This is a genomic window from Pseudomonas sp. GW822-FHT04H02 (genome assembly GCF_058800645.1).
On record NZ_JBXAMM010000002.1, the window covers coordinates 724405 to 749922 of the forward strand.

The following is a 25518-nucleotide window of genomic DNA, read 5'->3' on the forward strand; positions in this document are numbered from 1 at the left end:
AAACATCCTTTTTAAAGTTGTCGTCCAATGACATTCAGGGTTCTGAGGAGCAGGGCTGCGCCACGTCGCGTGTCCTCCTCACGCAGCAGCGAGAGCAGCCCGTACAGGCTGGGAGCGGTACCTTGCGCTGAGGTTTCGGCCTTGGCCATGCGTAGTGCATTGCCCAGCATCCAGGTGGCAGCGGTGGCTTCTTCAAACTGTTGCGCAAGTTTTTCGATCATCGCCTGATCGAGCATGTCGATCAGATCGCAAAGCAGGGACAACAGGTCGACCATGTTGTCCAGGCGAGCGCTGTCCAGCAGCGGCTGGAGCTTTTTCATCAGGGCTTCCAGGCCTGGCGTGCTGGCGACTTCAGGCTGGGTCGCCCTTGGACCAGGCATGCTTGGATCAAAGCTGTCCATGGCGTTGTCTCCTCCCTGTGTAGGGTCAAAGCATTCCGCGGGCTACGGCCCAGTACAGGCCGCGATTGAATCCGGTGCGCAGCAGGCCACCCAACTTGCTCGACGGGGTGGGCAGAACGTCGTGGGCATAGTCGTACCAAAGGGGCATGCCGGCATTGAGGCCCATCTGCGCGACCGCCTGGACCCTACCGTCATAAACCGCCTCGGGAGAGCCCAGGCGGATTTCTCCGGCAATGTTGTTGGCAATCACCGGGGCCTGGTTGTGGCAGGCGCCGCCGGCCTTGCTGATCGGCAGGTCGACGGTATCGCCAATCACATAGACCCGCTCCAGGCCATAGACTTGCAGGGTCTCGTGATGGGTCGGCAACCAGCCCTCCTGGCCCTGTGCCTGAGAGGCGCCGGATTCGAGCACGGCGTCCACGGCCCGGATCGGCGGGGTGGCCATGAGGATGTCGAAAGGCTGCTCAGCGCCTTCCTCCGAGTAGGCGATGCGCCGGTCCGGGTCGACCCTGGCCAGGGTGAAGCCGCGCTGGAAGCGGATGTTCCTCTGTTCGAAGATATCCGGCAGTACCTCGCCGACCGGGCGTTGCAGGAACAGGCAATTGCGCAGTAGCTGCGCGGTGCTGGGGTAGGTGTAGATGATCTCGACCCGATCCCGTACTCCGCGCCGCCGCAGGAAGTCATCGAGCATCAGGGTCGTTTCTACCGGCGCGATGCCGCATTGATGAGGAACATTGGGTGTTTGCGGAAACGACACGGTGATGAACACCCGGCCCTTGTCGATCCGGCTCAGGCGCTGTGCCAGTTGCCGGGCAGGCTGGTATTGGTAGAAGTGGTCGCCGGCTTCCTTGAGCCCCTCGATCCGTTCCGGTGCCGGCACGCAGCCGGTGGCGATCACCAGGAAATCGTAGCCAAGACGTTTGCCGCTGCGAGTGTGCAGGCTCTGGCCGGCAAAATCGAAGCGGGTGACGGGGTCGACCCGGAAGGTTATTTCGGGGCGTAGCAGGGAGCGTTCGGGTCGCTTGAGTTCTTCTTGGAAGAACAGGTTGAACGCCACATACATGAAGGCGGGCTTGTAGAAATGATCCGGCGATTCGGACAGCAGGGTGATTTTGACCTCGTCCCTGAGTATCTCCGGGTAGAGCTTGCTGACCAGTTGATTGGCCAGGATGGTACCGCCTACACCTCCTCCGACAATGACGATGTGCTTGCTCATAACGCAGACCCTCCAAGGCTACGCCAGCTTCACGTACGACATCCGATGGATAACGGAACTGAATCGATAGGTTTCCTTTCCTGGAAGCGAGCACTGCCCGCCTGAAGTGAATACCCCTTTACTTTATCTGTGTATTGGATTTTTTTTACTAAGCCCGACCAGCGGACCTCTCCTTGGGCGCCACGGTTCAAGGCCGACAACTGCAGGGGCCGGCCTTTTGGCTCGGCCCCGTGTTGGAGGGGCTTACAGCAGGCTGAGGGGATAGCTGATGATCAGGCGGTTCTCGTCGAACTCGTTGTTGCTGAAGTCCCGGCGCATGGTGGAGTTGCGCCACTTCAGGTTGAGGTTCTTCAGTGTGCCGCTCTGGACCGTGTAGGCCACTTCGCTTTCCCGGCCCCATTCCTTGCCGTCGCTGACGGTGGCGGTGTGTACGTTGCTGCCGCTGATGTAGCGGTTCATCAGGGTCAGGCCGGGAACGCCCAGCGCGGCGAAATTGTAGTCATGGCGCACCTGCCAGGACTTCTCCTTGGCGTTGTCGTAGCTGGCGTTGTAGCTGTCGTTGGCCAGGGTGCCGCCGCTGGTGCCATTGACCCGCATCCAGGCGCTGTCGCCAGTGAGCTTCTGCAGGCCTACATAGAAGGTGTTGCCGCCATATTTGGCCGAGAACAGGCCGGACCAGGTGCGGTTCTCCATGTCGCCGGCGCGGGCGCTGCCGTCTTCCTTGCCATAGAAGAAGCCCAGGTTGGCGCCCAGGGTCCAGTCGCCCAGGGGTTGGCTGTGGATCAGGTTGATGAACTGCTGGCTGTAGATGTCCTTGAGCTGGGCATTCCACAGGGCGATCTGGGTGCGCTTCTCGTTGAAGGCATATTCGGCGCCCTGGAAGTTGAAACGGTCGGAGGTGAAGGCCGCTTTGCCGAACATGCTCATGTCACTCATGCTGCTGTCGTCACGCGGGCTGTTGGCGCGGAACTGGCCGCCATAGAGAGTCAGGCCGGCAATTTCCTTCGAGGTGATCTGGCCGCCGCGAAAGGTCTGTGGCAGCGAGCGGCCGTCGTCGGAGCGCAGGATCGGCAGCACTGGCATCCATTCGCCGACCTTGACCTCGGTCTGAGACAGTCGCGCCTTGAAGGCTACTCCCAGGCGTCCGAAGTTGTCCGCCGGGCGGCCGTCGTGATCCAGGGGCAGCAGTTGGGTGCCGCCGGTGCCCTTGCCGCCGTTGAGTTTCAGCGAGTAGAGGCCCAGCACGTCCATGCCGAAACCGACGGTGCCCTGGGTGAAGCCGGACTTTGCATCGAGGATGAAGCTCTGGGTCCATTCCTCGGCCTTGCCCTGGGCCTTGGTCGGGTTGGTGAAGTTGCGGTTGAAATAGAAGTTGCGCAGGGTCAGGTTGGCCTGGGCATCTTCGAGAAAGCCCGACTCTGCGGCCAGTGCCGGCAGGGCGGTGCTGCTCAGCGCCAGGGCCAGGAGGCTGGGCAGAAGGTAGGACGGCGGGGTGCTTGGCTTCATTCGTCGGTCTCTCTAATTGTTAGGGGTGCAGCCGGCCAGTGCCGCGCAAAGGGTCTGGGCACAGGTTTCAGGGGAGCAGGGTGGAACCAGAGGTATCAGCCGCAGCGGGCAGGGCGTGGGGGCATGGCATCGGACCTGTTGTTATTGGTGTGTCCAGGTGCCGGGAATGGTGCGTCGCGGATCAGGGCCAATCAATTGGACGAAACACTTTTTGGGCGGTAATCGAACACAAATGTTCCAGTTGGTACATATAAAAAAACCCACCGTCAGGTGGGTTTTTCATATGGCCAGGTGACGCTTCAGAACAGGTGCAGCGCCGGGGCTTTTTCCGCCAGTGGCTCGTTCTTCGCTGTCTGTTCGCTCCAGCCACCGCCGAGGGCCTTGTACAGGTTGACCTCGCTGGTGAGCTGTGACAGGCGATCGGTGATCAGTGCCTGCTGGGCGCTGAACAGCGACCGCTGGGCATCGAGGAAGGTCAGGTTGCTGTCGACCCCGATACGGTAGCGGCGCTCGGCCAGACGATAGTAGTCCTGGTTGGCGTTGACGAAATCACGCTGGGCCTGCAACTGCTGGTTGTAGGTCTGGCGTGCCGCCAGGCCATCGGAGACTTCCTGGAAGGCGGTCTGGATGGATTTCTCGTACTGCGCGACGGTGATGTCTTTCTGGATTTTCGAGTAGTCCAGGCTGGCGCGCAGGCTGCCGGCGTTGAAGATCGGCAGGTTGATCTGCGGCTGGAACAGCCAGGTGCCCGAGCCCCCCTTGAACAGGCCCGAGAGATCCGGGCTCAAGGTACCGGCATTGGCGGTCAGGCTGATGCTCGGGAAGAACGCTGCCCGCGCCGCGCCGATATTGGCGTTGGCCGCTTTCAGCTTGTACTCGGCTTCGAGGATGTCCGGACGCCGTTGCAGCAGCTCCGACGGCAGGCCGGCTGGCAGGTCACTCAGCAGGTCGGCCGAGAGCGGTTGAGCCGCCGGCAGGTTGGCCGGAATCGCCGCACCCAGCAGCAGGGTCAGGCTGTTTTCATCCTGGGCCACCTGGCGGGTGTAGCGCGCCAGCTGGACCCGGGCGTTTTCCACCGAAGTCCGCGACTGGCTCAGGTCCAGGGCCGAGGCCACGCCCACTTCGTTGCTGCGCGAGGTCAGCCGGTAGCTTTCCTCGTAGGCGGCGAGGGTGTCCTGGGTCAGCTTCAGCAGTTCCTTGTCGGCCTGCCAGGTCATGTAGGCGTTGGCCACGCTGGCCACCAGGCTGATCTGGGTGCTGCGCCGGGCTTCTTCGCTGGAGAAGTAGGTCTGCAAGGCCTGCTCGCTCAGGCTGCGAACGCGGCCGAACAGGTCCAGTTCATAGGCACTGACGCCCACGGTGGCCGAGTACTGGCTGGTGATCCCGGCTTCGCCGGTCTGCGACATGCGTGCCGGAGTGCGCTGGCGGCTGCCGCTGGCGTTGGCCGAAACCGCCGGGAACAGGTCCGCACGCTGGATCTGGTACTGCGCGGCATAGGCATCGATGTTCAGCGCCGCGACCTTGAGGTCGCGGTTGTTTTCCAGGGACGTCTGGATCAGTTGCTGCAGCGCCGGGTCATGGAAGAACTGCCGCCAGCCCTGTTCGGCGGCCGCCACGTTGGCGGCCTCCTTTGGCGAGTAGGCAGGGCCTTGGGGGAACTGCGCCGCCACCGGCGCTTCCGGGCGCTGGTAATCCGGGATCAGCGAGCAACCACTTAGCGCGATGGCGGTGATTGCCAGGGAGAGTAGCGACTTGCTCATTGGCCAGCCTCATTAGGGGTTGCAGTAGTTTCTGACAGGTCCGCTTTCCTGCGGCCCATGGACGATACGGTGACGAAGAACAATGGCACCCAGAAGATCGCCAGGATAGTCGCGGTGAGCATACCGCCGATCACCCCGGTACCGATCGCATGCTGGCTACCCGAGCCGGCGCCCGTGGAGATGGCCAGTGGCACGACCCCGAGGACGAAGGCCAGGGAGGTCATGATGATCGGCCGCAGACGCATCCGGCAGGCTTCCACCGCGGCGTCTACCAGGCTGCGGCCCTGCTCGTGCAGTTCCTTGGCGAACTCGACGATCAGAATGGCGTTTTTCGCCGCCAGACCAATGGTCACCAACAGACCCACCTGGAAGTACACGTCGTTGGACAGGCCGCGCATGCTGGTTGCCATCAGTGCACCGATGATCCCCAGGGGCACAACCAGCATCACTGCGATCGGAATCGACCAGCTTTCATACAGCGCTGCCAGACACAGGAACACCATCAGCAGGGACAAGGCGTACAGCGCAGGTGCCTGGGAGCCCGACAGACGTTCCTCGTAGGACAGGCCGGTCCAGGAGATACCGACACCCGCCGGCAGCTTCGCGGCAATGGCCTCGACTTCGGCCATGGCTTCACCGGTACTGTAGCCAGGGGCCGGGGCACCGAGCACTTCCATGGCTTCCACGCCGTTGTAACGGGCCAGCTTGGGCGAGCCGTAGATCCACTCGCCCTTGGCGAAGGAGGAGAACGGCACCATGGTTCCGGCGCTGTTGCGTACGTACCACTTCTTCAGGTCTTCGGGGCTCATGCGGGCACCGGCCTGACCCTGGATGTACACCTTCTTCACCCGACCACGGTCGATGAAGTCGTTGACGTAGCTACTGCCCAGGGCAATCGACAGGGTGTTGTTGATGTCGGTGAGGGTCACGCCCAGGGCACTGGCGCGCTCGTCGTCGATGGTCAACTGGTACTGCGGTTCATCGTTCAGGCCGTTCGGACGTACCTGGGACAGCACCTTGCTCTGGGCTGCCATGCCGAGGAACTGGTTGCGTGCAGCCATCAGTTTCTCATGGCCGATACCGGCGCGGTCCTGGAGGAACACGTCGAAACCGGTGGCGTTACCCAGCTCCAGTACCGCCGGAGGGGCGAAGGCGAACACCATCGCGTCACGGAAACTGAAGAAGTGCTGCTGGGCGCGGGCTGCCAGGTTGAACACGTTGTTTTCCGCGGAACGCTCGCCCCACGGCTTGAGCATGATGAAGGCCATGCCCGAGCTCTGGCCGCGACCGGCGAAGTTGAAGCCGTTCACGGTGAACACCGAAGCCACGGTGTCCTTTTCCTTGTCCAGCAGGTAGGCGCGCATTTCGTCCACCACCACCTGGGTCCGCTCGGCACTGGAGCCGGCCGGCGTCTGTACCTGGGCGAACAGAACGCCCTGGTCTTCTTCCGGCAGGAACGCGGTCGGGATGCGAGTGAACAGCCAGATCATGCCCAGGACGATCAGCACGTAGGCCAGCAGGTACGGAACCTTGTGGCGCAGCATGTTGCCCACGCCGCGTTCGTAGCTCTTCACGCTGCGATCGAAGGTGCGGTTGAACCAGCCGAAGAAGCCGCGCTTCTCGGTGGCGTGTTCGCCTTGCGGTACGGCCTTGAGCATGGTGGCGCACAGGGCCGGAGTGAAGATCAGGGCAACCAGCACCGACAGGGCCATGGCCGAGACCACGGTGATCGAGAACTGCTTGTAGATCACCCCGGTGGAGCCGCTGAAGAAGGCCATGGGCAGCAGTACCGCGGACAGCACCAGGGCGATACCCACCAGGGCTCCCTGGATCTGGCCCATGGACTTTTTCGTCGCCTCCTTGGGCGACAGCCCTTCCTCGTGCATCACCCGCTCGACGTTCTCCACCACGACGATGGCGTCGTCCACCAGCAAGCCGATGGCCAGCACCATGCCGAACATGGTCAGGGTGTTGATGCTGAAACCGGCCGCCGCAAGGATGCCGAAGGTACCCAGCAGTACCACCGGCACCGTCATGGTGGTGATCACCGTGGCGCGGAAGTTCTGCAGGAACAGGAACATCACCAGGAACACCAGGACGATCGCTTCCACCAGGGTTTCAACCACACCCTTGATGGATTCGGTCACCACCGGGGTGGTGTCATACGGGAACACCACCTTCATCCCTTGCGGGAAGAAGGGTTCCAGGTCCTTGATGGTGTTGCGCAGGGCCTTGGCGGTATCCAGGGCGTTGGCGCCGTTGGCCAGTTTCACTGCCAGGCCGGACGCCGGCTTGCCGTTGAACTGGGCGCTGATGGCGTAGTTCTCGCCACCCAGGCCGACGTCCGCGACATCGCCCAGACGCACTTGCGAGCCGTCCTTGTTGACCTTCAGCAGGATCGCCTTGAACTGCTCGGCAGTCTGCAGGCGGGTCTTGCCGATGATGGTGGCGTTGAGTTGCTGGCCGGGCAGGGCAGGCAGGCCGCCGAGCTGGCCGGACGATACCTGGACGTTCTGCGCGGCAACCGCGGTCTTCACGTCCACCGGGGTCAGGTTGTAGTTGTTGAGCTTGGCCGGGTCGAGCCAGATCCGCATCGCGTACTGGGCACCGAATACCTGGAAGTCACCGACGCCCGCGGTCCGCGAGATCGGGTCCTGCATGTTCGACACGATGTAGTTCGACAGGTCGTCCTTGGACATGCTGCCGTCCTCGGAAACCACGCCGATCACCAGCAGGAAGTTCTTCACTGCCTTGGTCACGCGGATACCCTGCTGCTGCACTTCTTGAGGCAGCAGCGGAGTGGCCAGGTTGAGCTTGTTCTGTACCTGAACCTGCGCGGTGTCCGAGTTGGTGCCCTGTTCGAAGGTCGCAGTGATGGTCATGCTGCCGTCGGAGTTACTTTCCGAGGACACATAACGCAGGTTGTCGATACCGTTGAGCTGCTGCTCGATCACCTGAACCACGGTGTCCTGCACGGTCTGTGCGGAAGCGCCTGGGTAGGTCACGGAGATGGCGATCGCTGGCGGCGCGATGCTCGGGTACTGGTTGATCGGCAATTTGAGGATCGATAGAGCCCCGACCAACATGATCACCAGGGCGATTACCCAGGCGAAGATCGGACGGTCGATAAAAAATTTCGACATGGTTTACTCCCCTTTGCCGCCTGCAGCTTTGTCAGTTGCCTGTGCAGGGGCCGGGTTCTTCGCTGGAACGTTGGTTGCTTCGCTGGCCTTGACTTCAATGCCCGGCTTGACGAACTGCAGGCCTTCGGTGATCAGGCGATCGCCGGCTTTCAGCCCATCTTCCACCAACCACTGGCTGCCGACCGTGCGGCTGGCCTTGAGTTGACGCAGCTCGACCTTGTTATCCAGGCCAACCACCAGGGCGGTCGGGGTGCCTTTCAGGTCGCGCGTCACGCCTTGCTGGGGAGCCAGGATCGCCGCGCTGTTCACCCCGGCTTGCAGTTGGGCGTGGACGAACATGCCAGGCAGCAGAGTGTGCTCAGGGTTCGGGAACACTGCGCGCAGGGTCACCGAGCCGGTGGTTTCGTCCACCGAGACTTCGGAGAATTCCAGCTTGCCGTCGAGCTTGTACTGGCTGCCGTCTTCCAGGGTCAGTTTGACCTTGGCGGCATTGTCGCCGACTTTCTGCAGGCGACCGCTTTCCAGTTCGCGACGCAGTTCCAGCAGTTCTACCGAGGACTGGGTAACGTCGACGTAGATTGGGTCCAGCTGCTGGATCACGGCCATGGCATCGGCCTGGCCATTGCTCACCAGGGCGCCTTCGGTCACCGAGGAACGGCCGATTCGGCCGGTCAGTGGCGACAGCACTTTGGTGTAGCGCAGGTTGATCTGGGCGCTTTGCAGCGAGGCTTCCGACTGCAGGCGGTTGGCCACGGCAGTGTCGTATTCCTGGCGGCTTACGGCCTGCTCGTTGACCAGTTGCTTGTAGCGATCAGAAATCGACTTGGTCGATTGCAGATTAGCCTCGGCACTTTTCAGCGTTGCCTCATAGACCGATGGATCGATCTGATAAAGCTGCTGACCTTCCTTGACGTCTCCACCTTCTTTGAACAGACGCTTGAGAATAATCCCGTTTACCTGTGGGCGAACTTCGGCGATGCGGAACGCAGTGGTCCGGCCCGGGAGTTCGGAAGTCAAGGTAAAGGCTTGTGGTTGCAGGGTAACGACGCCGACCTGAGGGGCTTGAGGGGCAGGCGCCGCCTCTTCCTTTTTACATCCGCTGAGCAGCGATGCCAGGGCGACGGCAGTGACCAGAGCGGTAACAGCTGGCTTGAGTTGCATGAAAATCCTCGGGTCAGGCACGCAAGATGCGCACAAGAAAAGTGGAAGGGTAAAAATGCTTGGCTGAGTGGATAAGTAGCTTGCTAAGGAATATACTTACGTTCATGGTTGTTTGTAAATACCCCTGCGGCGTACCCATCCGGTTACAAAAGCCCCTGTAGGTGTTGAATTGTAGGCTGGGCAAACGGCACTCGAGATGCCGTTCCATATTTATTCAGAAGGTCTTCACGCATCGCTGAAAGATCCTGATCGAGGTTTTACTGCCATGGTCCGTCGTACCAAAGAGGAAGCTCAAGAAACTCGCAGCCAGATACTCGAGGCCGCCGAAAAGGCCTTTTACGAGCGTGGCGTGGCGCGTACCACCCTGGCCGACATCGCGGCGCTGGCGGGAGTCACGCGAGGTGCCATCTATTGGCACTTCAGCAACAAGGCCGACCTGGTGCAGGCCATGCTCGACAGCCTGCGTGAACCTTTGGATGAAATGGCCGCGGCCAGTGAGAATGTAGATGAAATGGACCCGTTGGGCTGCATGCGCAAGCTGCTCATTCATTTGTTTCATCAAGTTGCCCTGGACCCGAAAACCCGACGCATCAATGAAATCCTGTTTCACAAGTGCGAGTTCACCGACGAAATGTGCGACCTGCGCCGACAGCGTCGCGCTGCCAGCCTGGACTGCAACGTACACATCGAGCTGGCGTTGCGTAATGCAGTGAATCGTGGGCAATTGCCCGAGAACCTCGATGCGGCGCGGGCAGCTATCACGCTGCATGCATTCATCGATGGCATTCTCTACCAGTGGTTGCTGGCCCCGGACAGCTTCGCCCTGCACACCGAAGCAGAGCGCTGGATCGACATCGGGCTGGATATGCTGCGCTTGAGCCCCAACCTCCGTCATTAAGACAAAATGCGTAATTGAGTCCGGTTGTGTCAACATTTAAGGCGAGGGACGTTCATACCCGGGGTCGCACTTCACAATGGGGTGCTTTTATATACGGGCTTGCTGCAGGTTGATAGATAGCGAGCTACGTATTTTGTAGGGATTTTGTTGCGGGTGTGTGAATGAGTGTGAGCCCTTCACCGTTCAACGGCGCGGAACACCCCATCAAGGGGATCGCCCTGATCTGCCTGGCGGTCCTGCTGTTTGCCAGCCACGACACGTTATCCAAATACCTGTCGGCTTTTTATCCCATCGTCATGGTGGTCTGGGCCCGCTATGTGGTGCACACCCTGTTGATGCTGGTGGTCTTCGTGCCGCGCAGTGGTTTCTCTGCGGTGGTGCGCACCAAGCGCCCCGGGTTGCAATTGCTGCGGGCCCTGTGCCTGATCGGCACCAGCCTGCTGTTCACCACCGGCCTGCGCTATATACCCCTGGCAGAAGCGACCGCGGTCAACTTCCTGGCGCCCTTGCTGGTGACTGCCCTGTCGGTGCCGTTTCTGGGGGAGCGGGTCAGTCGCGCCCAGTGGCTGGCAGTGCTGGCGGGGTTCGTCGGGGTGCTGATTGTGGTGCGTCCCGGTGGCGCGTTGTTCACGCCGGCAATCCTGCTGCCGCTGGGGTCGGCGCTGTGCTTCGGCTTCTACCAGTTGCTGACCCGCAAGCTCAGTGGTGTTGACAGCCCGACCACCAGCAACTTTCTCACCGGGATCCTCAACAGCCTGATCATGAGCGCGCTGCTGCCGTTCTTCTGGAGCACGCCGACGTTGTTTCATGGGCTGTTCATGATCGGCCTGGGCACCTGCGGCATGCTCGGCCACATGTTGCTGACCCAGGCGTTCCGCCATGCCGCGCCGGCGATGCTGGCGCCTTTCAGCTATGGGCAGATTCTTTTCGCCGGGCTCTTTGGCTACCTGATCTTCGACCATACCCCGGACCAGTACGCCCTGGTCGGTATCGCGGTCATCTGCCTCAGCGGCCTGGCGGTGGCCTGGGCCCAGCGCAAACGCTGAATGGCTTTCTGTAGCCCCTGCCGCAGGCCGCGACAAGGTCCGCAGGACCTTCATCGAACTTGAGATGATCGCGCCCCTTCGGGGCGACCGTGCGTACGCGGCCCGAGCCTGCGGCAGCGGCTACAACGAATGTGCAGGCCATGAAAAAGCCCCGGCTCGCGAGAGTCGGGGCTTTTTATCGAGCGATGCAGGCTTACAGAGTCGGGTAGTCGATATAGCCGACCGGGCCCTTGCCGTAGAAGGTTTCCGGGTGCGCTTCGTTCAACGGCGCATCGGCCTTCAGGCGGGCTGGCAGGTCCGGGTTGGCGATGAAGGGCACACCAAAGGCCACGGCGTCAGCCTTGCCAGCGGCCAGCCAGGCGTTGGCGCTGTCCTTGGTGAAGCGTTCGTTGGCGATGTAGGGGCCGCCGAAGGCTTCTTTGAGTTGCGGGCCCAGGCTGTCGGCGCCTTCTTTCTCGCGGGAGCAGATAAAGGCGATACCGCGTTTGCCCAGCTCCCGAGCGACGTAGGTGAAGGTCTCCGCCAGGTTGGCATCACCCATGTCATGGGAGTCGGCACGTGGTGCCAGGTGCACGCCTACCCGGCCGGCACCCCAGATCTCGATGGCCGCGTCGGTGACTTCCAGCAGCAGGCGGGCACGGTTTTCCAGGGAGCCGCCGTACTGGTCGGTACGCTGGTTGGTGCTGCTTTGCAGGAACTGGTCCAGCAGGTAGCCGTTGGCGCCGTGGATTTCCACGCCGTCGAAACCGGCGGCCTTGGCGTTTTCCGCGCCGACCCGGTAGGCGTCGACGATGTCGGCGATCTCAGCGGTTTCCAGGGCCCGCGGAGTTGGGAAGTCGGCCAGTGGGCGCACCAGGCTGACATGCCCCTTGGGCTGGAGGGCGCTGGGTGCCACCGGGGTTTCGCCGTTCAGATAGGACGGGTGGGAGATGCGTCCGACGTGCCACAGCTGCAGGAAGATCTTGCCGCCGGCGCCGTGTACTGCCTTGGTCACATTGGCCCAGCCACGCACCTGGTCGTTGGACCAGATGCCGGGGGTGTCCGGGTAGCCCACGCCCATGGGGGTCACCGAGGTGGCCTCGCTGAGGATCAGGCCGGCGGAAGCCCGTTGTACGTAGTACTCGGCCATCAGCGCGTTGGGTACGCGGCCGGCATCGGCGCGGCAGCGGGTCAGCGGCGCCATGATGATGCGGTTGGACAGTTCGAGATCGCCGAGTTTGATCGGATCAAAGAGAGTCGTCATGGAATGCAGCCTTCTTTAAGGGATAGGGAGAGGATCAGTGGGTTGCAGGAGCCAGTTCGGCCTTGCCGCCCTGGCGAAAGGTAATCAGCGTCACCAGCAGGGCCAGGATCGCCAGGGCCGCTGCTGCCAACGGCACGCTGGTCAGGCCGAAGCCGTGGGCGATGACGCTGCCGCCGACCCAGGCACCCAGGGCATTGCCGATGTTGAAGGCGCCGATGTTCAGGGTCGAAACCAGGTTCGGTGCGGCCTTGCCGAAGGTCACTACGTTGACCTGCAACGCCGGCACTGCGGCAAACGAAGCGGTGGCCCAGAGGAACAGGGTGATCTCGGTGGGGATCAGCGCCACGCTGGTCCAGGTCAGTACGGTGGAGACCACGGCCATGGCCGCGAACACGCCGATCAGGGTGGCGCCCAGGCGCTTGTCCGCCAGTTTGCCGCCGATGATGTTGCCCAGGGTCAGGCCCAGGCCGATCAGCAGCAGGGTCCAGGTCACGCCCTTGGGCGAGACACCGGTGACATCACCGAGCAGCGGTGCAACGTAGGTGAAGAGGGTGAACATCGACGCGGCGAACAGCGCGGTCATGCTCAGGGACAGCCAGATGCCCGCGCCCTTGAGGGCTGCCAGCTCTGCACGCATGTCGAGTTTTTCCTCGTCGCGCTTGGCCGGCAGGAAGCGCAGCAGGCCGATCAGCGCCACCACGCCGATGACCGTCACCGCCCAGAAGGTCGAGCGCCAGCCCGCTGCCTGGCCCAGGGCGGTGCCCAGGGGCACGCCAAGGACGTTGGCCAGGGTCAGGCCGGTGAACATCAGGGCCACGGCCGAAGCGCGCTTGTTGGCGGGCACCAGGCCGGCGGCCACCACTGAACCGATACCAAAGAAGGCTCCGTGGCACAGCGCGGTGATCACCCGGGCAAACATCAGCACGTTGTAATCACTGGCCAGTGCACACAGCAGGTTGCCGACAATGAAGATTCCCATCAGCGCCACCAGGGCTGCCTTGCGGGGCAGGCGGGCGGTGGCCAGGGCCATGAAGGGCGCGCCGATGGCCACCCCAAGGGCGTAGCCGGTGACCAGCCAGCCGGCGCCGGGAATCGACACCCCGAGGTCCGCCGCCACATCGGGCAGCAGGCCCATGATGACGAACTCGGTGGTACCGATGGCGAAGGCACTCAAGGCCAGGATGAGAAGCGAAAGGGGCATTGTCGGGTCCTTGTCAGGTCAGAGCTGTTGGCTCATTTGCGTGAGGAACTGCTGGATGGTTTCCTCGTTGCGTTTGAAAAAATGCCATTGGCCGACTTTCCGGCTGCTGATCAGGCCTGCGCGTTGCAAGGTGGCGAGGTGGGCGGACACGGTCGACTGCGACAGGCCGCAGCGTTGGTCGATCTGCCCGGCGCAGACGCCGTGCTCATTGCTGTGAGCCTGATCGGGAAATTCGACAGTCGGGTCTTTCAGCCAGTGCAGGATTTCCCTGCGAACCGGATGTGCCAGGGCTTTTATTATTTCGTCGAGGTCGAGGGACATGGCGGTGCTCGTTTTTTGTGAAACGTTGTATCGCGATGAAGCGAAATTTAAATCGTTATTTCGCGATATACCAATATGATTTTGGTCTTAAATCATTACTTATCGGTATATCGGGTTATAACGATATGTCGGTCGCAGTGCTAAGCTGCGTCCATGAATTATCTCGCACATCTGCACCTTGGCGGCCAGCGCCCGGGTCAATTACTCGGCAGCCTGTATGGCGATTTCGTCAAGGGACGCCTGCAAGGGCAGTTTTCGCCCGAGGTCGAGGCGGCGATCCAGCTGCATCGGCGCATCGATACCTACACCGACAGTCACCCGCTGGTGGCGGCGGCGCTGTCGCGTTTCTCCCTGACGCGAAGGCGTTACGCCGGCATCGTCATCGACGTGTTCTTCGACCATTGCCTGGCCCGGGACTGGCAGCATTACGCCGACCCGCCCCTGCCGTTGTTCACCGCCGAGGTGTACCGGGTGCTGGCGGCCGAGCCGCAGTTGCCGGCGCGGCTGGCGCAGATTGCGCCTTACATGGCGGCGGATGACTGGCTGGGTTCCTATCGCGAGTTCGCGGTGCTGGAGCCGGTGTTGCGGGGGATTGCCCGGCGCCTGTCACGGCCAGAGGAGCTGACCGCGGCGATGGTCGAGCTGGAACGGCTGTATGAACCGTTGAGCGAAGACTTCCGCGCTTTCTACCCGCAATTGCAGGCATTCGCCGCGCAGCACATCCAATTGCCCTGACTCACGATGGCTGTTGTAGGAGCTGGCTTGCCAGCGAAGGTGCTCTCATGACCGACGCAGGTTTCAAGGGCCTTTTCGCCGGCAAGCCGGCTCCTACAGAGAGTTTCAGGCCGCGACCAGTTCGCCGTTGCGGCGTGGTTCGGTGGGCAGCATGACATCACCGAACAGCGCCTTCTGCACTGCTTGCTGGGCCTGGAAGGCCAGCGCCGCACGTTCCTGGCCCTGGCAGGCAATCGGCTTGAGCAGGTGGATCTCCACCTGGCCCCGGTCATTGGCGAACAGGCGCATCAGGTGCGAGAGCAGATCGTCGTCGCCGATGAAGGGCGCCAGGGTATCGATCTGGCCGTCGCGCAGGTAACGGATCGCCACCGGTTGCAGGCAGACGTCGGCATCGATGGCGCTGGCCAGCAAGCGCCCGTGGAAGGTGCGCAGGCCACGGCCATCGGTGGTGGTGCCTTCGGGGAACAGCAGCAGTGGGTGCTGCTCCTGCAAATGCCGGGTCATCTGCTTGCGGATCAACTGGCTGTCACCGGCGCCGCGGCGGATGAACAGGCTGCCGGCCTTGGCGGCCAGCCAACCGGCCACCGGCCAGGTGCGCACTTCGGCCTTGGACAGGAAGGACAGCGGCGTCAGCATGCCCAGCAGCGGGATATCGGTCCAGGACACATGGTTGCTGATCCAGAGCATCGGTTGGCGGGGCAGCTCGCCATGCACCGAGACCTGAAAGGGCAGGGCATTGCTCAAGCGTGCCATGAAGAAGCGCGACCAGCGCTGGCGCCGGACCATGGAGTTGGCGACCCCCAAGCGTTCCAGCAAACCGAAGATACTGGCCATGCTCAGGCCCAGCGCCACCACCAGCAGCACTCGGGCGATGCGCCCGTAGACCCGCAGCCGGCGCATCAGACCGCCGCCTTGAAGTGCCGGGCGTAGCGCGGGCACAGCTCGTCGCGCTTGAGCAGGATGAACACATCGGCGACCTGGAAATCCTCGTCCCAGCACGGCTCGCCGCAGATCTTCGCGCCCAGGCGCATGTAGGCCTTGAGCAGGGGCGGCATCTCGGCGATCACATTGGACGGAATGTCCAGGCTCGGCAGCGGGTTCTTCGGCTCGGCCCGCAGGTGCTCGGTGCACAGGTAGCGCTCGCGCAGGCGCTGCATGATCGCCTGGGCCTGCACGCCGCCGTCCTGCATGGGAATGCTGGCGCAGCCCATGAGGTAGCTGTAGCCACCCTGATTGAGCACTTCCGCCAGTTCGCCCCAGAGCACGGCGATGGTGCCGCCGTTGCGGTAGGCCGGGTCGACGCAGGTGCGGCCGATCTCCAGGATCGGCCCTTTGAGCTGCACCAGGCCGTGCAGGCTGAATTCTTCTTCGCTGTAGAAACGCCCCAGGCTGCTGGCGGCCTGGTGGTCCAGCAGGCGGGTGGTGGCCACCAGGCGCCCGGTGTTCAGGTCGCGCACACCGATGTGGCTGCAATGAACGTCATAGTCATCCATGTCCAGACCCAGTTCCGCGCCCTTGAGCTTGGCGTTGAACTCGCCACTGAAGACGTTGAAACGCAGGGCCTGGGCTTCTTGCAGAGCCTTCGCGCCGATCAGGCGTTCGGCTTGCAGGCGGCGTTCAGTGCCGGTGTCGCTGATGCGGGCGATCTGAGTCATCGTGAATCTCCGTGCGGGCTACTGACCCACCTTGGGTTGCAGCCAATCGACTTTGTTGTGCAAAGTCAGGCTATGTAGCCCCGGTGTCATCGCCATGAAGCTTTGGTGATGCTTATATGACAGCCCCTGAGGACCTTCGAATGCCCTGGCAAGCCCTGCTCGAGAGCCGTGAACGATTGCCCGCCAACCCCGACCTGGCCGAGGGCTACGGGGCTTTGCTGGCGCACCTGGGCAACGTCACGCCCTTCGAACTGGCGGTGCGCGGCGGGCGCTTGATGGCCACCCCGGGGCTGGCCTTCCTGGTGGGCTACCAGGCGGCATTGCGCATGTTGTGGCCCAGCGCGCCGTCCAGTCTGGGGGCTTTGTGCGCGACCGAACGCCGCAGCCTGCGCCCGGCGGACATGCAGACCCGCCTGGAGGATCTGCGCCTGCACGGGCGCAAGGATTTCGTCACCGCCGGAGATGCCGCCGACTGGCTGCTGGTGGCGGCTCGCTGCGAAGCCCCGGGGGAGCGCGCAGCCCTGCGCCTGACGGTGGTCTATCCCGGCGAGCCCGGGGTCAAGGTCCAGACCCTGCCCGCCATTGCCTTGATGCCGGAGATCAGCCACGGCTGCCTGGAGCTGGATAACGCCGCCTGCGAGTTGCTGGCCGGCGACGGCTGGGATGCCTACGTCAAGCCGTTCCGCACCCTGGAAGATATCTATGTCCTGAGCGCCATGCTGGCCTGGCTGTATGGCGTGGGGCAGGACAGCGGCTGGCCGCAGCCTTTGCAGTTGCAACTGCTGGGCTTGCTGGCCGGCTGTGCCGAAGCCAGCCGGCAGAACCCGGCGCTGAGCAGCGGGCACATTCTGCTGGCGGGCCTGTTCGTGCAGTTCGAGGCGCTGAAACCCGAGATCGGCATTGCCTTCGCCCAGGGGCCACAGCTCTGGCGCGAGCAATGGACCCGCGACCAGGCCCTGCTGGACCTCGCCGCCAGCGCTCGCGCACAGCGCCTGGCCAAGGCCCTGGCCTCCCTGTAGGAGCCGGCTTGCCGCGAGGAGTGTGCAGTCTCCGAAACCGCATTCGCTGGCAAGCCAGCTCCTACAAGAAGCGGTTCTCGCGCCCTATCGAATATTCGGCCAACCCTGTAGGAGCCGGCTTGCCGGCGAAGGTTGTCGCGAAACGGTCATGTGCCCGCAATAGGCTCGGCCCCAGACGGCTCTCGAGTGTCCTTCATGCCCAAAGCTTGGTTGCTGCTGGCCCTGCTTCTATTACTCAGCCTGCCGGCCCGGGCCGAGGAGTGGCCGGCGCTGCAATGGAGCCAGGGCACGCCAGCCAGCGGCCCGGCGTTGCAGGCCCTGGAGGATTACGCCTTTGTGCCCCGGGACGATGAATCCCGCCAGGGCATTCGCACCGACGCCTTGCTGGTGATCCGCGACGGTCGACTGCTCTACGAGCGCTACGCCGGGGCAACCGGGCCACAGACGCCCCATCTCGCCTGGTCCGCCAGCAAGAGCCTGCTGGCGGTGCTGCTGGGGGTGGCTTTTGGCGAGGGGCGGTTCCAGTTGCAGGACCCGGCGGCGAAGTTCTACCCGCCGCTCGAGGCCCATCCCGACATCACCCTGGCGGACCTGCTGCACTGGGCCTCGGGCCTGGATTGGCAGGAAGACTATGAATACGCCCCTCTCAACTCTTCGGTGGTGGCCATGCTCTACACCCGCGGGCACCGGGACATGGCCGCCTTCACCGCGCAACAGGCCGCCTCCGGCCCGCCGGGCCAGGTGTTTCGCTATTCCAGCGGCGACAGCAACCTGCTGGCGGCCAGCCTGCGGGGCATGGTGGGGGAGGGGCAGTATGCGGACTATCCCTGGCGTGCCCTGTTCGAACCCCTGGGTATCACCCAGGCGGTGTGGGAGCGGGATGCTGCTGGCACTTTCGTCGCTTCCTCGTACCTCTACCTGACGGCCCGTGATCTGGCTCGCATTGGCCTGCTGATGCAGCGCGATGGCCGTTGGCGCGACCGGCAATTGCTGCCCAAGGCCTGGGTCGAATTCTGCCGCACGCCCTTTCGTGGCTATCGGGCCAACCAGGACGTGGCCGTGGCGGGCGGGCACTGGTGGCTCAACCGCGAGGTGGACGGGGCGCCAAGGCCCTGGCCGGATGCCCCCGCCGATACCTACGCTGCGCTGGGACACTGGGGCCAGGCGCTGTATGTGCTGCCGGCGCAGCGCCTGGTGATCGTGCGCTATGGCGACGACCGTGACGGCAGCTACCAGCACAATGAACTGCTCAAGCGGGTGCTGGCCGCCTTCGCCACGCCGGAGCAGCCATGAAGCCCTGGCCCTTGATCCGTCGGCGTCCGCTGCTCAGCCTGCTGGCGCTCGGGCTGCTCCTGCTGCTGGGCTGGGGCTGGCAGCAGCGGGTGGCGTTGCAGGCCTTCCCGGACATCCTCGGGGCCTACACCGCCAAGGAGTACTGCTCCTGCCGTTACGTCATGCAACAACCTGCCGACTACTGCCGCGCCTACGTGCGCCAGTACCTGCCCACCAGCGCTTTTCTCGATGAGCCGCAGCCCCGTCGTGTCACCGCCAGCGCGCTGGGGCGCACCCATAGCGCGGTCTGGCGCAGTGCCCGTGAAGGTTGCCGCCTGGACCCCTGACCGGGGTCGAAACGATGGCGGCAGCTTTGTGTTCCATCCAGTGGAACCACATTTGATTGTCCTGTGCCCCGGCTCGCGGTTATCTGACGCAGAGCTTCGAGCACGCCCTGGCCCTCGTGCAGCGCTCCGAAAAAAAGAACGGGAACCCACCCGGCCCAGAGGAGATACGCCATGACCCGACACCAGCACATTCTTGCCTGGCTCAACGATGTCGCCAGCGACCTGCGGGCCATCCGCCAGGACATTCACGCCCACCCCGAGCTGGGTTTCGAGGAAAACCGCACCGCGGCGCTGGTGGCCCGCAGCCTTGAAGAGTGGGGTTATGAAGTGCACACCGGCGTGGGCCGGACCGGCGTCGTAGGGGTGCTGCGCAACGGCAGCAGCCCCCGCACCCTGGGCCTGCGGGCCGACATGGACGCCCTGCCGATCATCGAGAACACCGGGGTGCCCTACAGCAGCCGCTACAGCGGTTGCATGCACGCCTGCGGGCATGACGGCCACACCACCCTACTTCTCGGGGCGGCCCGTTACCTGGCGGCCACCCGGCAGTTCGACGGCACCCTGAACCTGATCTTCCAGCCGGCGGAGGAGGGCCAGGGTGGCGCCGAGGCCATGCTTGCCGACGGCCTGCTGGAGCGTTTCCCCTGTGATGCCCTGTTTGGCCTGCACAACATGCCGGGGCTGCCGGCCGGGCACCTGGGCTTTCGCGAGGGGCCGATGATGGCCTCCCAGGACCTGCTCAACGTGATAGTCGAAGGCGTCGGCGGCCATGGCTCCATGCCGCACCTGACGGTAGACCCGCTGGTGGCAGCGGCGAGCATGGTCATGGCCTTGCAGACAGTGGTAGCGCGCAACATCGATGCCCAGGAAGCCGCGGTGGTCACCGTCGGGGCCCTGCAAGCGGGCGAGGCGGCCAACGTCATTCCCCAGCAGGCCCTGCTGCGCCTGAGCCTGCGGGCCCTCAACGCACCCGTGCGCGAGCAGATGCTGGAGCGGGTCAAGGCCATTATCCGCACCCAGGCCGAGAGTTTCGGTTGCTCGGTCAGCATCGAGCATCGCCCGGCCTATCCGGTGCTGGTCAACAGCCCGGAGGAAACCGAGTTCGCCCGCAAGATCGGTGTCGAGCTGGTGGGGGCCGAGGCGGTCAACGGCAATACGCCGAAGCTGATGGGCAGCGAAGACTTCGGCTGGATGCTGCAGCGCTGCCCGGGCAGCTACCTGTTCATCGGCAACGGCGTGGCCCAGCCGATGGTGCATAACCCGGGTTACGACTTCAACGACGACATCCTCCTCACCGGCGCGGCCTATTGGGGTGCCCTGGCGGAAAGCTGGCTCAAACCGTCCTGACCCTTCCTGTTCCTGTGTCCCTGACTGCCCCGGGCGTGTTGTAGGCGCCCGGCACTTTAGCGAGCCCGCCAGAAGGCTCAAAAGTCTCCAAGGAACATCCCATGAGCGTCTCGACTCCCTCTGTTTCCAGGACCCGGCAGGTGGTTGCCGCCGTGGTCGGCAACGCCCTGGAATGGTACGACTTCATCGTCTACGGCTTTCTCGCCAGCTTCATCGCTCGCCAGTTCTTTCCCGCGGAAGACGAATACACCTCGCTGCTGATGGCCCTGGCCACCTTCGGCGTGGGTTTCTTCATGCGCCCGGTGGGCGGTGTGCTGCTGGGGATCTATTCCGATCGCAGGGGCCGCAAGTCGGCGATGCTGGTGATCATCCAACTGATGACCCTGGCCATCGCGATGATCGTGTTCGCCCCCAACTATGCGGCCATCGGTATCGGAGCGCCGCTGCTGATCGTGGTGGCACGCATGCTCCAGGGCTTTGCCACCGGTGGCGAGTACGCCAGCGCCACGGCCTACCTGGTGGAGAGTGCGCCGCCCCACCGCAAGGGCCTTTACGGCTCCTGGCAGTTGGTGGGGCAGTGCCTGGCGGTATTCAGCGGGGCGGCGATGGTGGCGGCGGTGACCCATTTCTTTTCGCCCCAGACCCTGGAACTCTGGGGCTGGCGCCTGCCATTCGTGATCGGCCTGCTGATCGGTCCGGTGGGGCTGTGGATCCGCAAGTACATGGAAGAGCCGCAAGCCTTTGTCGAGGCACGCAAGCAGGTGCGTGGCAAAGGGCCCGGGTTGTGGCAGGTGGTATCGGCCTATCGCCGAGCGATCCTGGTGTCCATGTGCATGTGCTGCGGGGGCACCGTGTCCTTTTATGTGGTGCTGGTGAACATGCCGACCTTTGCCCACACCAACCTCGGCCTGCCCCTGGATCAGGTGCTGTTGGTGCAGATGTTCGCCGTGGCCCTGATGACCTTGGTGATTCCCTTTGCCGGGGCCTTGTCGGATCGCATTGGGCGACGTCCAGTGCTGATGGCGTTCACCCTGGCGTTTTTTGTCATGGTCTATCCCTTGTATGTGTGGGTCGCTGCGGCGCCGTCCATCGAGCGCCTGCTGGTGATGCAGATGCTGCTTTGCGGGGCCATCGGCGGTTTCTTCGGCCCCGGCCCCACGGCCCTGGCCGAGCAGTTTCCCATCGAGGTGCGTTCCACCGGAGTGTCGGTGGCGTATAACGTCACGGTCATGCTGTTCGGTGGCTTTGCGCCGTTGATCGTGACCTGGCTGAGCAAGGTCATGGCCACGCCGGTGGCACCAGCCTTCTATGTCCTGCTGACCTCGGTCCTCAGCCTGCTGGGTACCTACTGCATGTATGACGCGGTCAGAGACGAAAAACCCGATGCCGTGACCCTGGGAGGTGAGTCTTGATCAACCCCGCAGAACCATCGATCAATGCGTCGATTGTCGACCTGGATGCCCTGGCGCTGTCCCGGGCCATCCATGCCCGCGAGCTGTCCTGCCGCGAAGTGATGCAGGCCTACCTGGCGCAGATCGAGCGCTGCAATCCACTGGTCAATGCCCTGGTCTCGCTGGGGGACCCCGAGGCCCTGCTGGAGCAGGCCGACGAGCGAGACCGGCAGTTGGCCCAGGGCCAGTCCATGGGCTGGATGCACGGCATGCCCCAGGCGATCAAGGACCTGGCGGCCACCGCCGGAATGACCACCAGCATGGGTTCGCCGCTGTTTGCCGAGCATGTGCCCCAGGGGGATGCCATCAGCGTGGCGCGGGTCCGGGCCAGTGGCGCGATCATCGTCGGCAAGAGCAACGTGCCCGAGTTCGGCCTGGGCTCCCATACCTACAACCAGCTGTTCGGCACCACGGGCAACGCCTACGACAGCACCCTGTGTGCCGGCGGCAGCAGCGGCGGCGCCGCGGTGGCTCTGGCCCTGCGCATGCTGCCGGTGGCCGACGGCAGCGACATGATGGGCTCGTTGCGCAACCCCGCAGCCTTCAACAACGTGTTCGGCATGCGCCCCTCCCAGGGCCGGGTGCCGTTCGGCCCGACTCCGGAACTGTTCGTGCAGCAGTTGGCCACCGAAGGTCCCATGGGGCGCACGGTGGCCGACGTGGCGCGGCTGTTGGGTACCCAGGCCGGGTTTGACGCCCGGGCGCCTCTGTCGCTGAAGGACCCATCGGCGCAACCGGAGGCGGCGCTACAACGAAATGTGAAGGGCCTGCGCCTGGGCTGGCTGGGGGACTACAACGGCTACCTGGCCATGGAGCAGGGCGTACTGGGCCTGTGCGAAAAGGCCCTCGGGGATTTCGCCAGCCTGGGCTGCGAGGTGGAAAGCTGCCAGCCGGACTTTTCCCTGGCCCAGCTCTGGGATTGCTGGCTGGTACACCGCCACTGGCTGGTCCAGGGCTCCCTGGGGACGCTGTACGACGACCCGGACAAGCGCCGCTGGCTCAAGCCGGAAGCGTGCTGGGAAGTGGAGGGTGCGGCGAAGCTGAGCGCGGCGGATGTGTATCGCGCTTCCCAGAGCCGCAGCGACTGGTATCGCGCGTTGCAGCGCCTGTTCGAGCGTTACGATTTCCTGCTGCTGCCCACCGCCCAAGTGTTCCCTTTCGATGCACGGCAAGCCTGGCCGCGGCAGATCGATGGGCAGGAAATGGACACTTACCACCGCTGGATGGAAGTGGTGATCGGCCCGACCCTGGCCGGCTTGCCCAGTATCAGCATTCCGGTGGGTTTCAACCTAGCCGGTTTGCCCATGGGGCTGCAGATCATCGGTCCGGCCCAGGCCGACCACGCCGTGCTGCAATTGGCTTACGCCCATGAGCAGCTGACGCAGTGGGTGCGGCAGCGGCCGCCGGGCAACCTGCGGTAATCAAAGGGGTGTGGTCGCCAAGGTCCGCAGGCCCGCATCTTGCTGGGTAAAACCTTTTCCTCAGTCAGGGAACTCGGACTATGGCCAGCAAGGTAGAAACCGGCAGCGTGCGCTCAGTGGAGCGGGCCCTGGCCATTGTCGAGCTGATCGGCCAGCACCAGGCCCTGGGCCTGGAGGAGCTGCACTATCTGACGGGCCTGGCCAAGGCCACGGTATCGCGCATGCTGCTGACCCTGCAGGAACAGGGCTGGATCTATCGAGGCCTGAGTGACCGGCGCTACCGCCTGAGCGCCCGGAGCTTGTTCGGTGACAGCCGGCAGCGCTTCAAGCGCCAGATGGTGGAGCAGGCGGCACCCTGGTTGCTGGAATTGAGTGCACGTACCGGGTTGGTCACCGACCTGTCGAGCTTCGACGGCGAGAGCCTGGAGGTCCTGGAAAGTGCGGTGCCCGAGGTATTGCGCAAGCGCTACCCGAGCAACAGCCGGATTGTCGGCCAGCATGCCAGCCTGTTTCATTCGGCCATGGGCAAGGCCTGCCTGGGGGCCCTGGCCAGTGCAGAAGTCGAGCGTCTGGCCGAGCAGGAGCAGGTGCCGGCCGAAGCCCGGCAACAGTGCCTGGAATCCCAGCACCTGGGGTTCGGCCAGCGCACCGAAGGGCACTGGGAATACCCGGTGCGCCTGCCGTTCCTGATCCGCGCCGTGGCCTTGCCGCTGCAGGCCGAAGGCCGGGTGATCGGCAGTATCGCCCTGCACTGGCCGCGGGACCTGGCCTGTGTCGAACAGGTGCGCAACCGCCACCTGTGGCTACTGGCGGAAACCGTCGAGCAGGTGCAGAAAGACATCGCCTGAAACCTCCCGCTCGGGCATTCCGGCTGCCCTGATCGTGCTGCGCGGACAACGCTCTCCTTCAGACACAGGGTTCCATTCTGCGGAACCAGTGCCCATTGCCCTTTGCCCCGCTGCTCCGAGAATGAAGCCTGGTCCGCCTTCGGCGGCCATGACGCCAATTCCAATAATAAGAACAGGTGATCTCATGCGGGCTGAGCAACGTTATCTGAGCGGGCTGTTGTGTTGTCTGGTGGCCGGTGGGGCCTTGGCCGAGGGCTTTTTCGAGGACAGCCGCAGGTCCTTGCGTTACAGCCAGTCCTACTGGAAGGAAAACGACGGGGGAGGGTTCGGTCCGACCCGGGATGAATGGGTACAGGCCACCCAGTTCAGCTTCAGTTCCGGCTGGTACCGCGAGGTGCTGGGGCTCGACTACAGCTATGGCCTGGCCGATGCCTTGCACGTAGGGCGAGACGCCAACAACATCAGCAACCTGCGAGCCGACCGCAGCGTGCAGCAGCCCCATGGCATCGCCAAGCCACTCGAGCTGTACCTGCGTGGGCGCTGGGTGGATGAAGCCGGAACCTTCAGCGCCGGAGTGGGGAAAAAAAGCCGGCAATACCAGCTTTACCGCGACGATCGCTATTCGCGCATCCTGCCGGCGGCCACCCTGGGCCAGGACCTGAGCTACGAGCGTGGCGCGCTGAGCCTGAACTTCAGCCGCATCGACGGTTTCAGCCCGCGCAACGACTCGGGCTGGAGCCAGGACCTGCGCAACTATCGAGGGCAGAGGATCGATGACCTGCGGCTCTATGCCCTGGGTCATGTGTTGCCTGGTGGCAGCAACCTGCAGCTTGAATACGGCGTGGCCCGGGACTACCTGCGCGCGTCCTCGGTGAAACTGACCCACAGTTTCGAACTGGCCCCCGAGCGCGGCATCGATGTGTATGCCATCTGGGGGCGCCAACAGGATGCCGGCAAGCGCTTCGAGTATTCCGGCGTGCGGGGGCTGTATGAGGCGGAGCGCTCTCACGATGCTCGGCATCTGGATCTGCTGTTCAAGTACCGGTTCAGCCGCTACTACGCCGGGCTGACCTGGAACAAGGTCTGGGGTGACGACTATGACCGCACCTTCTTCGCCCAGGACAACGGCACCTGGAACAGCAGCGGCAAGCTGTTCTACTACTTCGGCCTGCAGGACGAGGAGATGTTCAAGCTGCTGGGAGGCATGGATTTCGCCGACTTCGGCTTGCCGCGGCTGAAGTTGGATATGCACTACGCTGCCTCCAATCACGCCAAAGGCTACGCAGGTTTTTCCCGCCGGGAATTTCAGAGCGTGCTGCGCTATGCCTTCGACGGCTGGTTCGATGGGCTCGATGTCGCCTGGCTGCACGGGCGCTTTCGTACCCACGGGGAGCCCGACGGCATCCAGCGCCAGAGCCTCTCCAGAGGACCGGCAGGCATCATCAGCCATAGCGCCGAACGCTTCTACCTGAACTATACCTACCGCTTCTAGCTCTACTGCGCCGCCTGCCGTGACGTTTGCCAGCC

The 25518-nt window shown here is 63.6% G+C and carries 22 protein-coding genes; 11 read left to right on the plus strand and 11 right to left on the minus strand.

The annotated features are described in order from the left end of the window. Nucleotides 1-11 precede the first annotated feature (11 nt). From AC1RMG_RS10125 to emhA, 6 genes are all read right to left on the minus strand, one after another. A complete protein-coding gene (locus AC1RMG_RS10125; RefSeq protein ID WP_210693035.1) occupies nt 12-401 on the minus strand; it encodes a helical membrane plugin domain-containing protein in 390 nt (129 codons plus the stop codon). Nucleotides 402-426: 25 nt separating this feature from the next. Beyond that, a complete protein-coding gene (locus AC1RMG_RS10130) occupies nt 427-1617 on the minus strand; it encodes an NAD(P)/FAD-dependent oxidoreductase (protein WP_041116335.1) in 1191 nt (396 codons plus the stop codon). A 243-nt stretch (nt 1618-1860) separates the two neighbouring features. Beyond that, the gene (locus AC1RMG_RS10135) at nt 1861-3123 is read right to left on the minus strand and encodes an OprD family porin (RefSeq protein ID WP_493169127.1); all 1263 of its coding nucleotides are present in this window, start codon (nt 3121-3123) and stop codon (nt 1861-1863) included. Between the two features lie 299 nt (nt 3124-3422). Next, a complete protein-coding gene (gene adeC / locus AC1RMG_RS10140) occupies nt 3423-4883 on the minus strand; it encodes an AdeC/AdeK/OprM family multidrug efflux complex outer membrane factor (protein ID WP_493169129.1) in 1461 nt (486 codons plus the stop codon). Beyond that, nucleotides 4880-8026 (minus strand): efflux RND transporter permease subunit, encoded by a 3147-nt coding sequence (locus tag AC1RMG_RS10145; protein WP_041751993.1) that lies wholly within the window; start codon nt 8024-8026, stop codon nt 4880-4882. The genes adeC and AC1RMG_RS10145 overlap by 4 nt, the downstream gene beginning before the upstream one ends. Nucleotides 8027-8029: 3 nt before the next feature. Further along, nucleotides 8030-9187, minus strand: coding sequence for an efflux RND transporter periplasmic adaptor subunit EmhA (gene emhA, locus AC1RMG_RS10150; RefSeq protein WP_493169131.1), 1158 nt, complete (start codon nt 9185-9187; stop codon nt 8030-8032). Between the two features lie 265 nt (nt 9188-9452). On the opposite strand from emhA, the gene emhR reads away from it, so the two are divergent. Together emhR and AC1RMG_RS10160 are read left to right on the plus strand one after the other, a co-directional pair. Beyond that, the gene (emhR, locus tag AC1RMG_RS10155) at nt 9453-10085 is read left to right on the plus strand and encodes an efflux system transcriptional repressor EmhR (protein WP_011059675.1); all 633 of its coding nucleotides are present in this window, start codon (nt 9453-9455) and stop codon (nt 10083-10085) included. A 161-nt stretch (nt 10086-10246) separates the two neighbouring features. Continuing rightward, nucleotides 10247-11131 (plus strand): DMT family transporter, encoded by an 885-nt coding sequence (locus tag AC1RMG_RS10160; RefSeq protein WP_220223812.1) that lies wholly within the window; start codon nt 10247-10249, stop codon nt 11129-11131. Between the two features lie 193 nt (nt 11132-11324). Here the strand turns inward: AC1RMG_RS10160 and AC1RMG_RS10165 are convergent, their stop codons facing one another. Genes AC1RMG_RS10165 through AC1RMG_RS10175 form a run of 3 tightly spaced genes read right to left on the minus strand, consistent with a single transcriptional unit; the run spans nt 11325 to nt 13896 of the window. Next, nucleotides 11325-12374 carry an alkene reductase gene (locus tag AC1RMG_RS10165; protein WP_011059677.1) on the minus strand — a complete coding sequence of 350 codons (1050 nt, stop codon included), beginning with the start codon at nt 12372-12374 and terminating at the stop codon, nt 11325-11327. Nucleotides 12375-12408: 34 nt separating this feature from the next. After that, a complete protein-coding gene (locus tag AC1RMG_RS10170; protein WP_493169133.1) occupies nt 12409-13575 on the minus strand; it encodes an MFS transporter in 1167 nt (388 codons plus the stop codon). A gap of 18 nt (nt 13576-13593) precedes the next feature. Then, entirely contained in the window at nt 13594-13896 is a 303-nt protein-coding gene (locus tag AC1RMG_RS10175; protein ID WP_011059679.1) for an ArsR/SmtB family transcription factor, read from the minus strand. A 153-nt stretch (nt 13897-14049) separates the two neighbouring features. Between AC1RMG_RS10175 and AC1RMG_RS10180 the strand changes: the two genes are divergently transcribed. Then, the gene (locus tag AC1RMG_RS10180; RefSeq protein WP_493169135.1) at nt 14050-14631 is read left to right on the plus strand and encodes an acyl carrier protein phosphodiesterase; all 582 of its coding nucleotides are present in this window, start codon (nt 14050-14052) and stop codon (nt 14629-14631) included. A 105-nt stretch (nt 14632-14736) separates the two neighbouring features. Here the strand turns inward: AC1RMG_RS10180 and AC1RMG_RS10185 are convergent, their stop codons facing one another. Next, nucleotides 14737-15531 carry a lysophospholipid acyltransferase family protein gene (locus tag AC1RMG_RS10185; protein WP_493169137.1) on the minus strand — a complete coding sequence of 265 codons (795 nt, stop codon included), beginning with the start codon at nt 15529-15531 and terminating at the stop codon, nt 14737-14739. Then, nucleotides 15531-16286 carry an L-ornithine N(alpha)-acyltransferase gene (gene olsB / locus AC1RMG_RS10190; RefSeq protein ID WP_015634439.1) on the minus strand — a complete coding sequence of 252 codons (756 nt, stop codon included), beginning with the start codon at nt 16284-16286 and terminating at the stop codon, nt 15531-15533. The genes AC1RMG_RS10185 and olsB overlap by 1 nt, the downstream gene beginning before the upstream one ends. A gap of 140 nt (nt 16287-16426) precedes the next feature. Here olsB and AC1RMG_RS10195 point away from each other — a divergent pair, with 140 nt between their 5' ends. From AC1RMG_RS10195 to AC1RMG_RS10230, 8 genes are all read left to right on the plus strand, one after another. Beyond that, entirely contained in the window at nt 16427-17305 is an 879-nt protein-coding gene (locus tag AC1RMG_RS10195) for an acyl-CoA dehydrogenase middle domain-containing protein (RefSeq protein WP_011059683.1), read from the plus strand. Between the two features lie 195 nt (nt 17306-17500). Beyond that, nucleotides 17501-18598: a serine hydrolase domain-containing protein gene (locus AC1RMG_RS10200; RefSeq protein ID WP_212806006.1), complete on the plus strand. Its 1098-nt coding sequence runs from the start codon at nt 17501-17503 to the stop codon at nt 18596-18598. Beyond that, nucleotides 18595-18924: a hypothetical protein gene (locus AC1RMG_RS10205; RefSeq protein ID WP_011059685.1), complete on the plus strand. Its 330-nt coding sequence runs from the start codon at nt 18595-18597 to the stop codon at nt 18922-18924. Before AC1RMG_RS10200 ends, AC1RMG_RS10205 begins: the two co-directional genes overlap by 4 nt. 171 nt (nt 18925-19095) lie before the next feature. Next, nucleotides 19096-20271 (plus strand): M20 aminoacylase family protein, encoded by a 1176-nt coding sequence (locus tag AC1RMG_RS10210; protein ID WP_011059686.1) that lies wholly within the window; start codon nt 19096-19098, stop codon nt 20269-20271. A gap of 101 nt (nt 20272-20372) precedes the next feature. Next, nucleotides 20373-21683, plus strand: a complete 1311-nt coding sequence (locus tag AC1RMG_RS10215; RefSeq protein ID WP_493169140.1) for an MFS transporter — start codon at nt 20373-20375, stop codon at nt 21681-21683. Further along, nucleotides 21680-23143: an amidase gene (locus AC1RMG_RS10220; RefSeq protein ID WP_493169142.1), complete on the plus strand. Its 1464-nt coding sequence runs from the start codon at nt 21680-21682 to the stop codon at nt 23141-23143. The genes AC1RMG_RS10215 and AC1RMG_RS10220 overlap by 4 nt, the downstream gene beginning before the upstream one ends. An 80-nt stretch (nt 23144-23223) precedes the next feature. Further along, on the plus strand, nt 23224-23991 hold the full coding sequence (locus AC1RMG_RS10225) for an IclR family transcriptional regulator (RefSeq protein WP_015634445.1): 768 nt from the start codon (nt 23224-23226) through the stop codon (nt 23989-23991). A 184-nt stretch (nt 23992-24175) separates the two neighbouring features. Beyond that, nucleotides 24176-25483, plus strand: a complete 1308-nt coding sequence (locus AC1RMG_RS10230) for an OprD family outer membrane porin (protein ID WP_103290492.1) — start codon at nt 24176-24178, stop codon at nt 25481-25483. Nucleotides 25484-25518 lie beyond the last annotated feature (35 nt).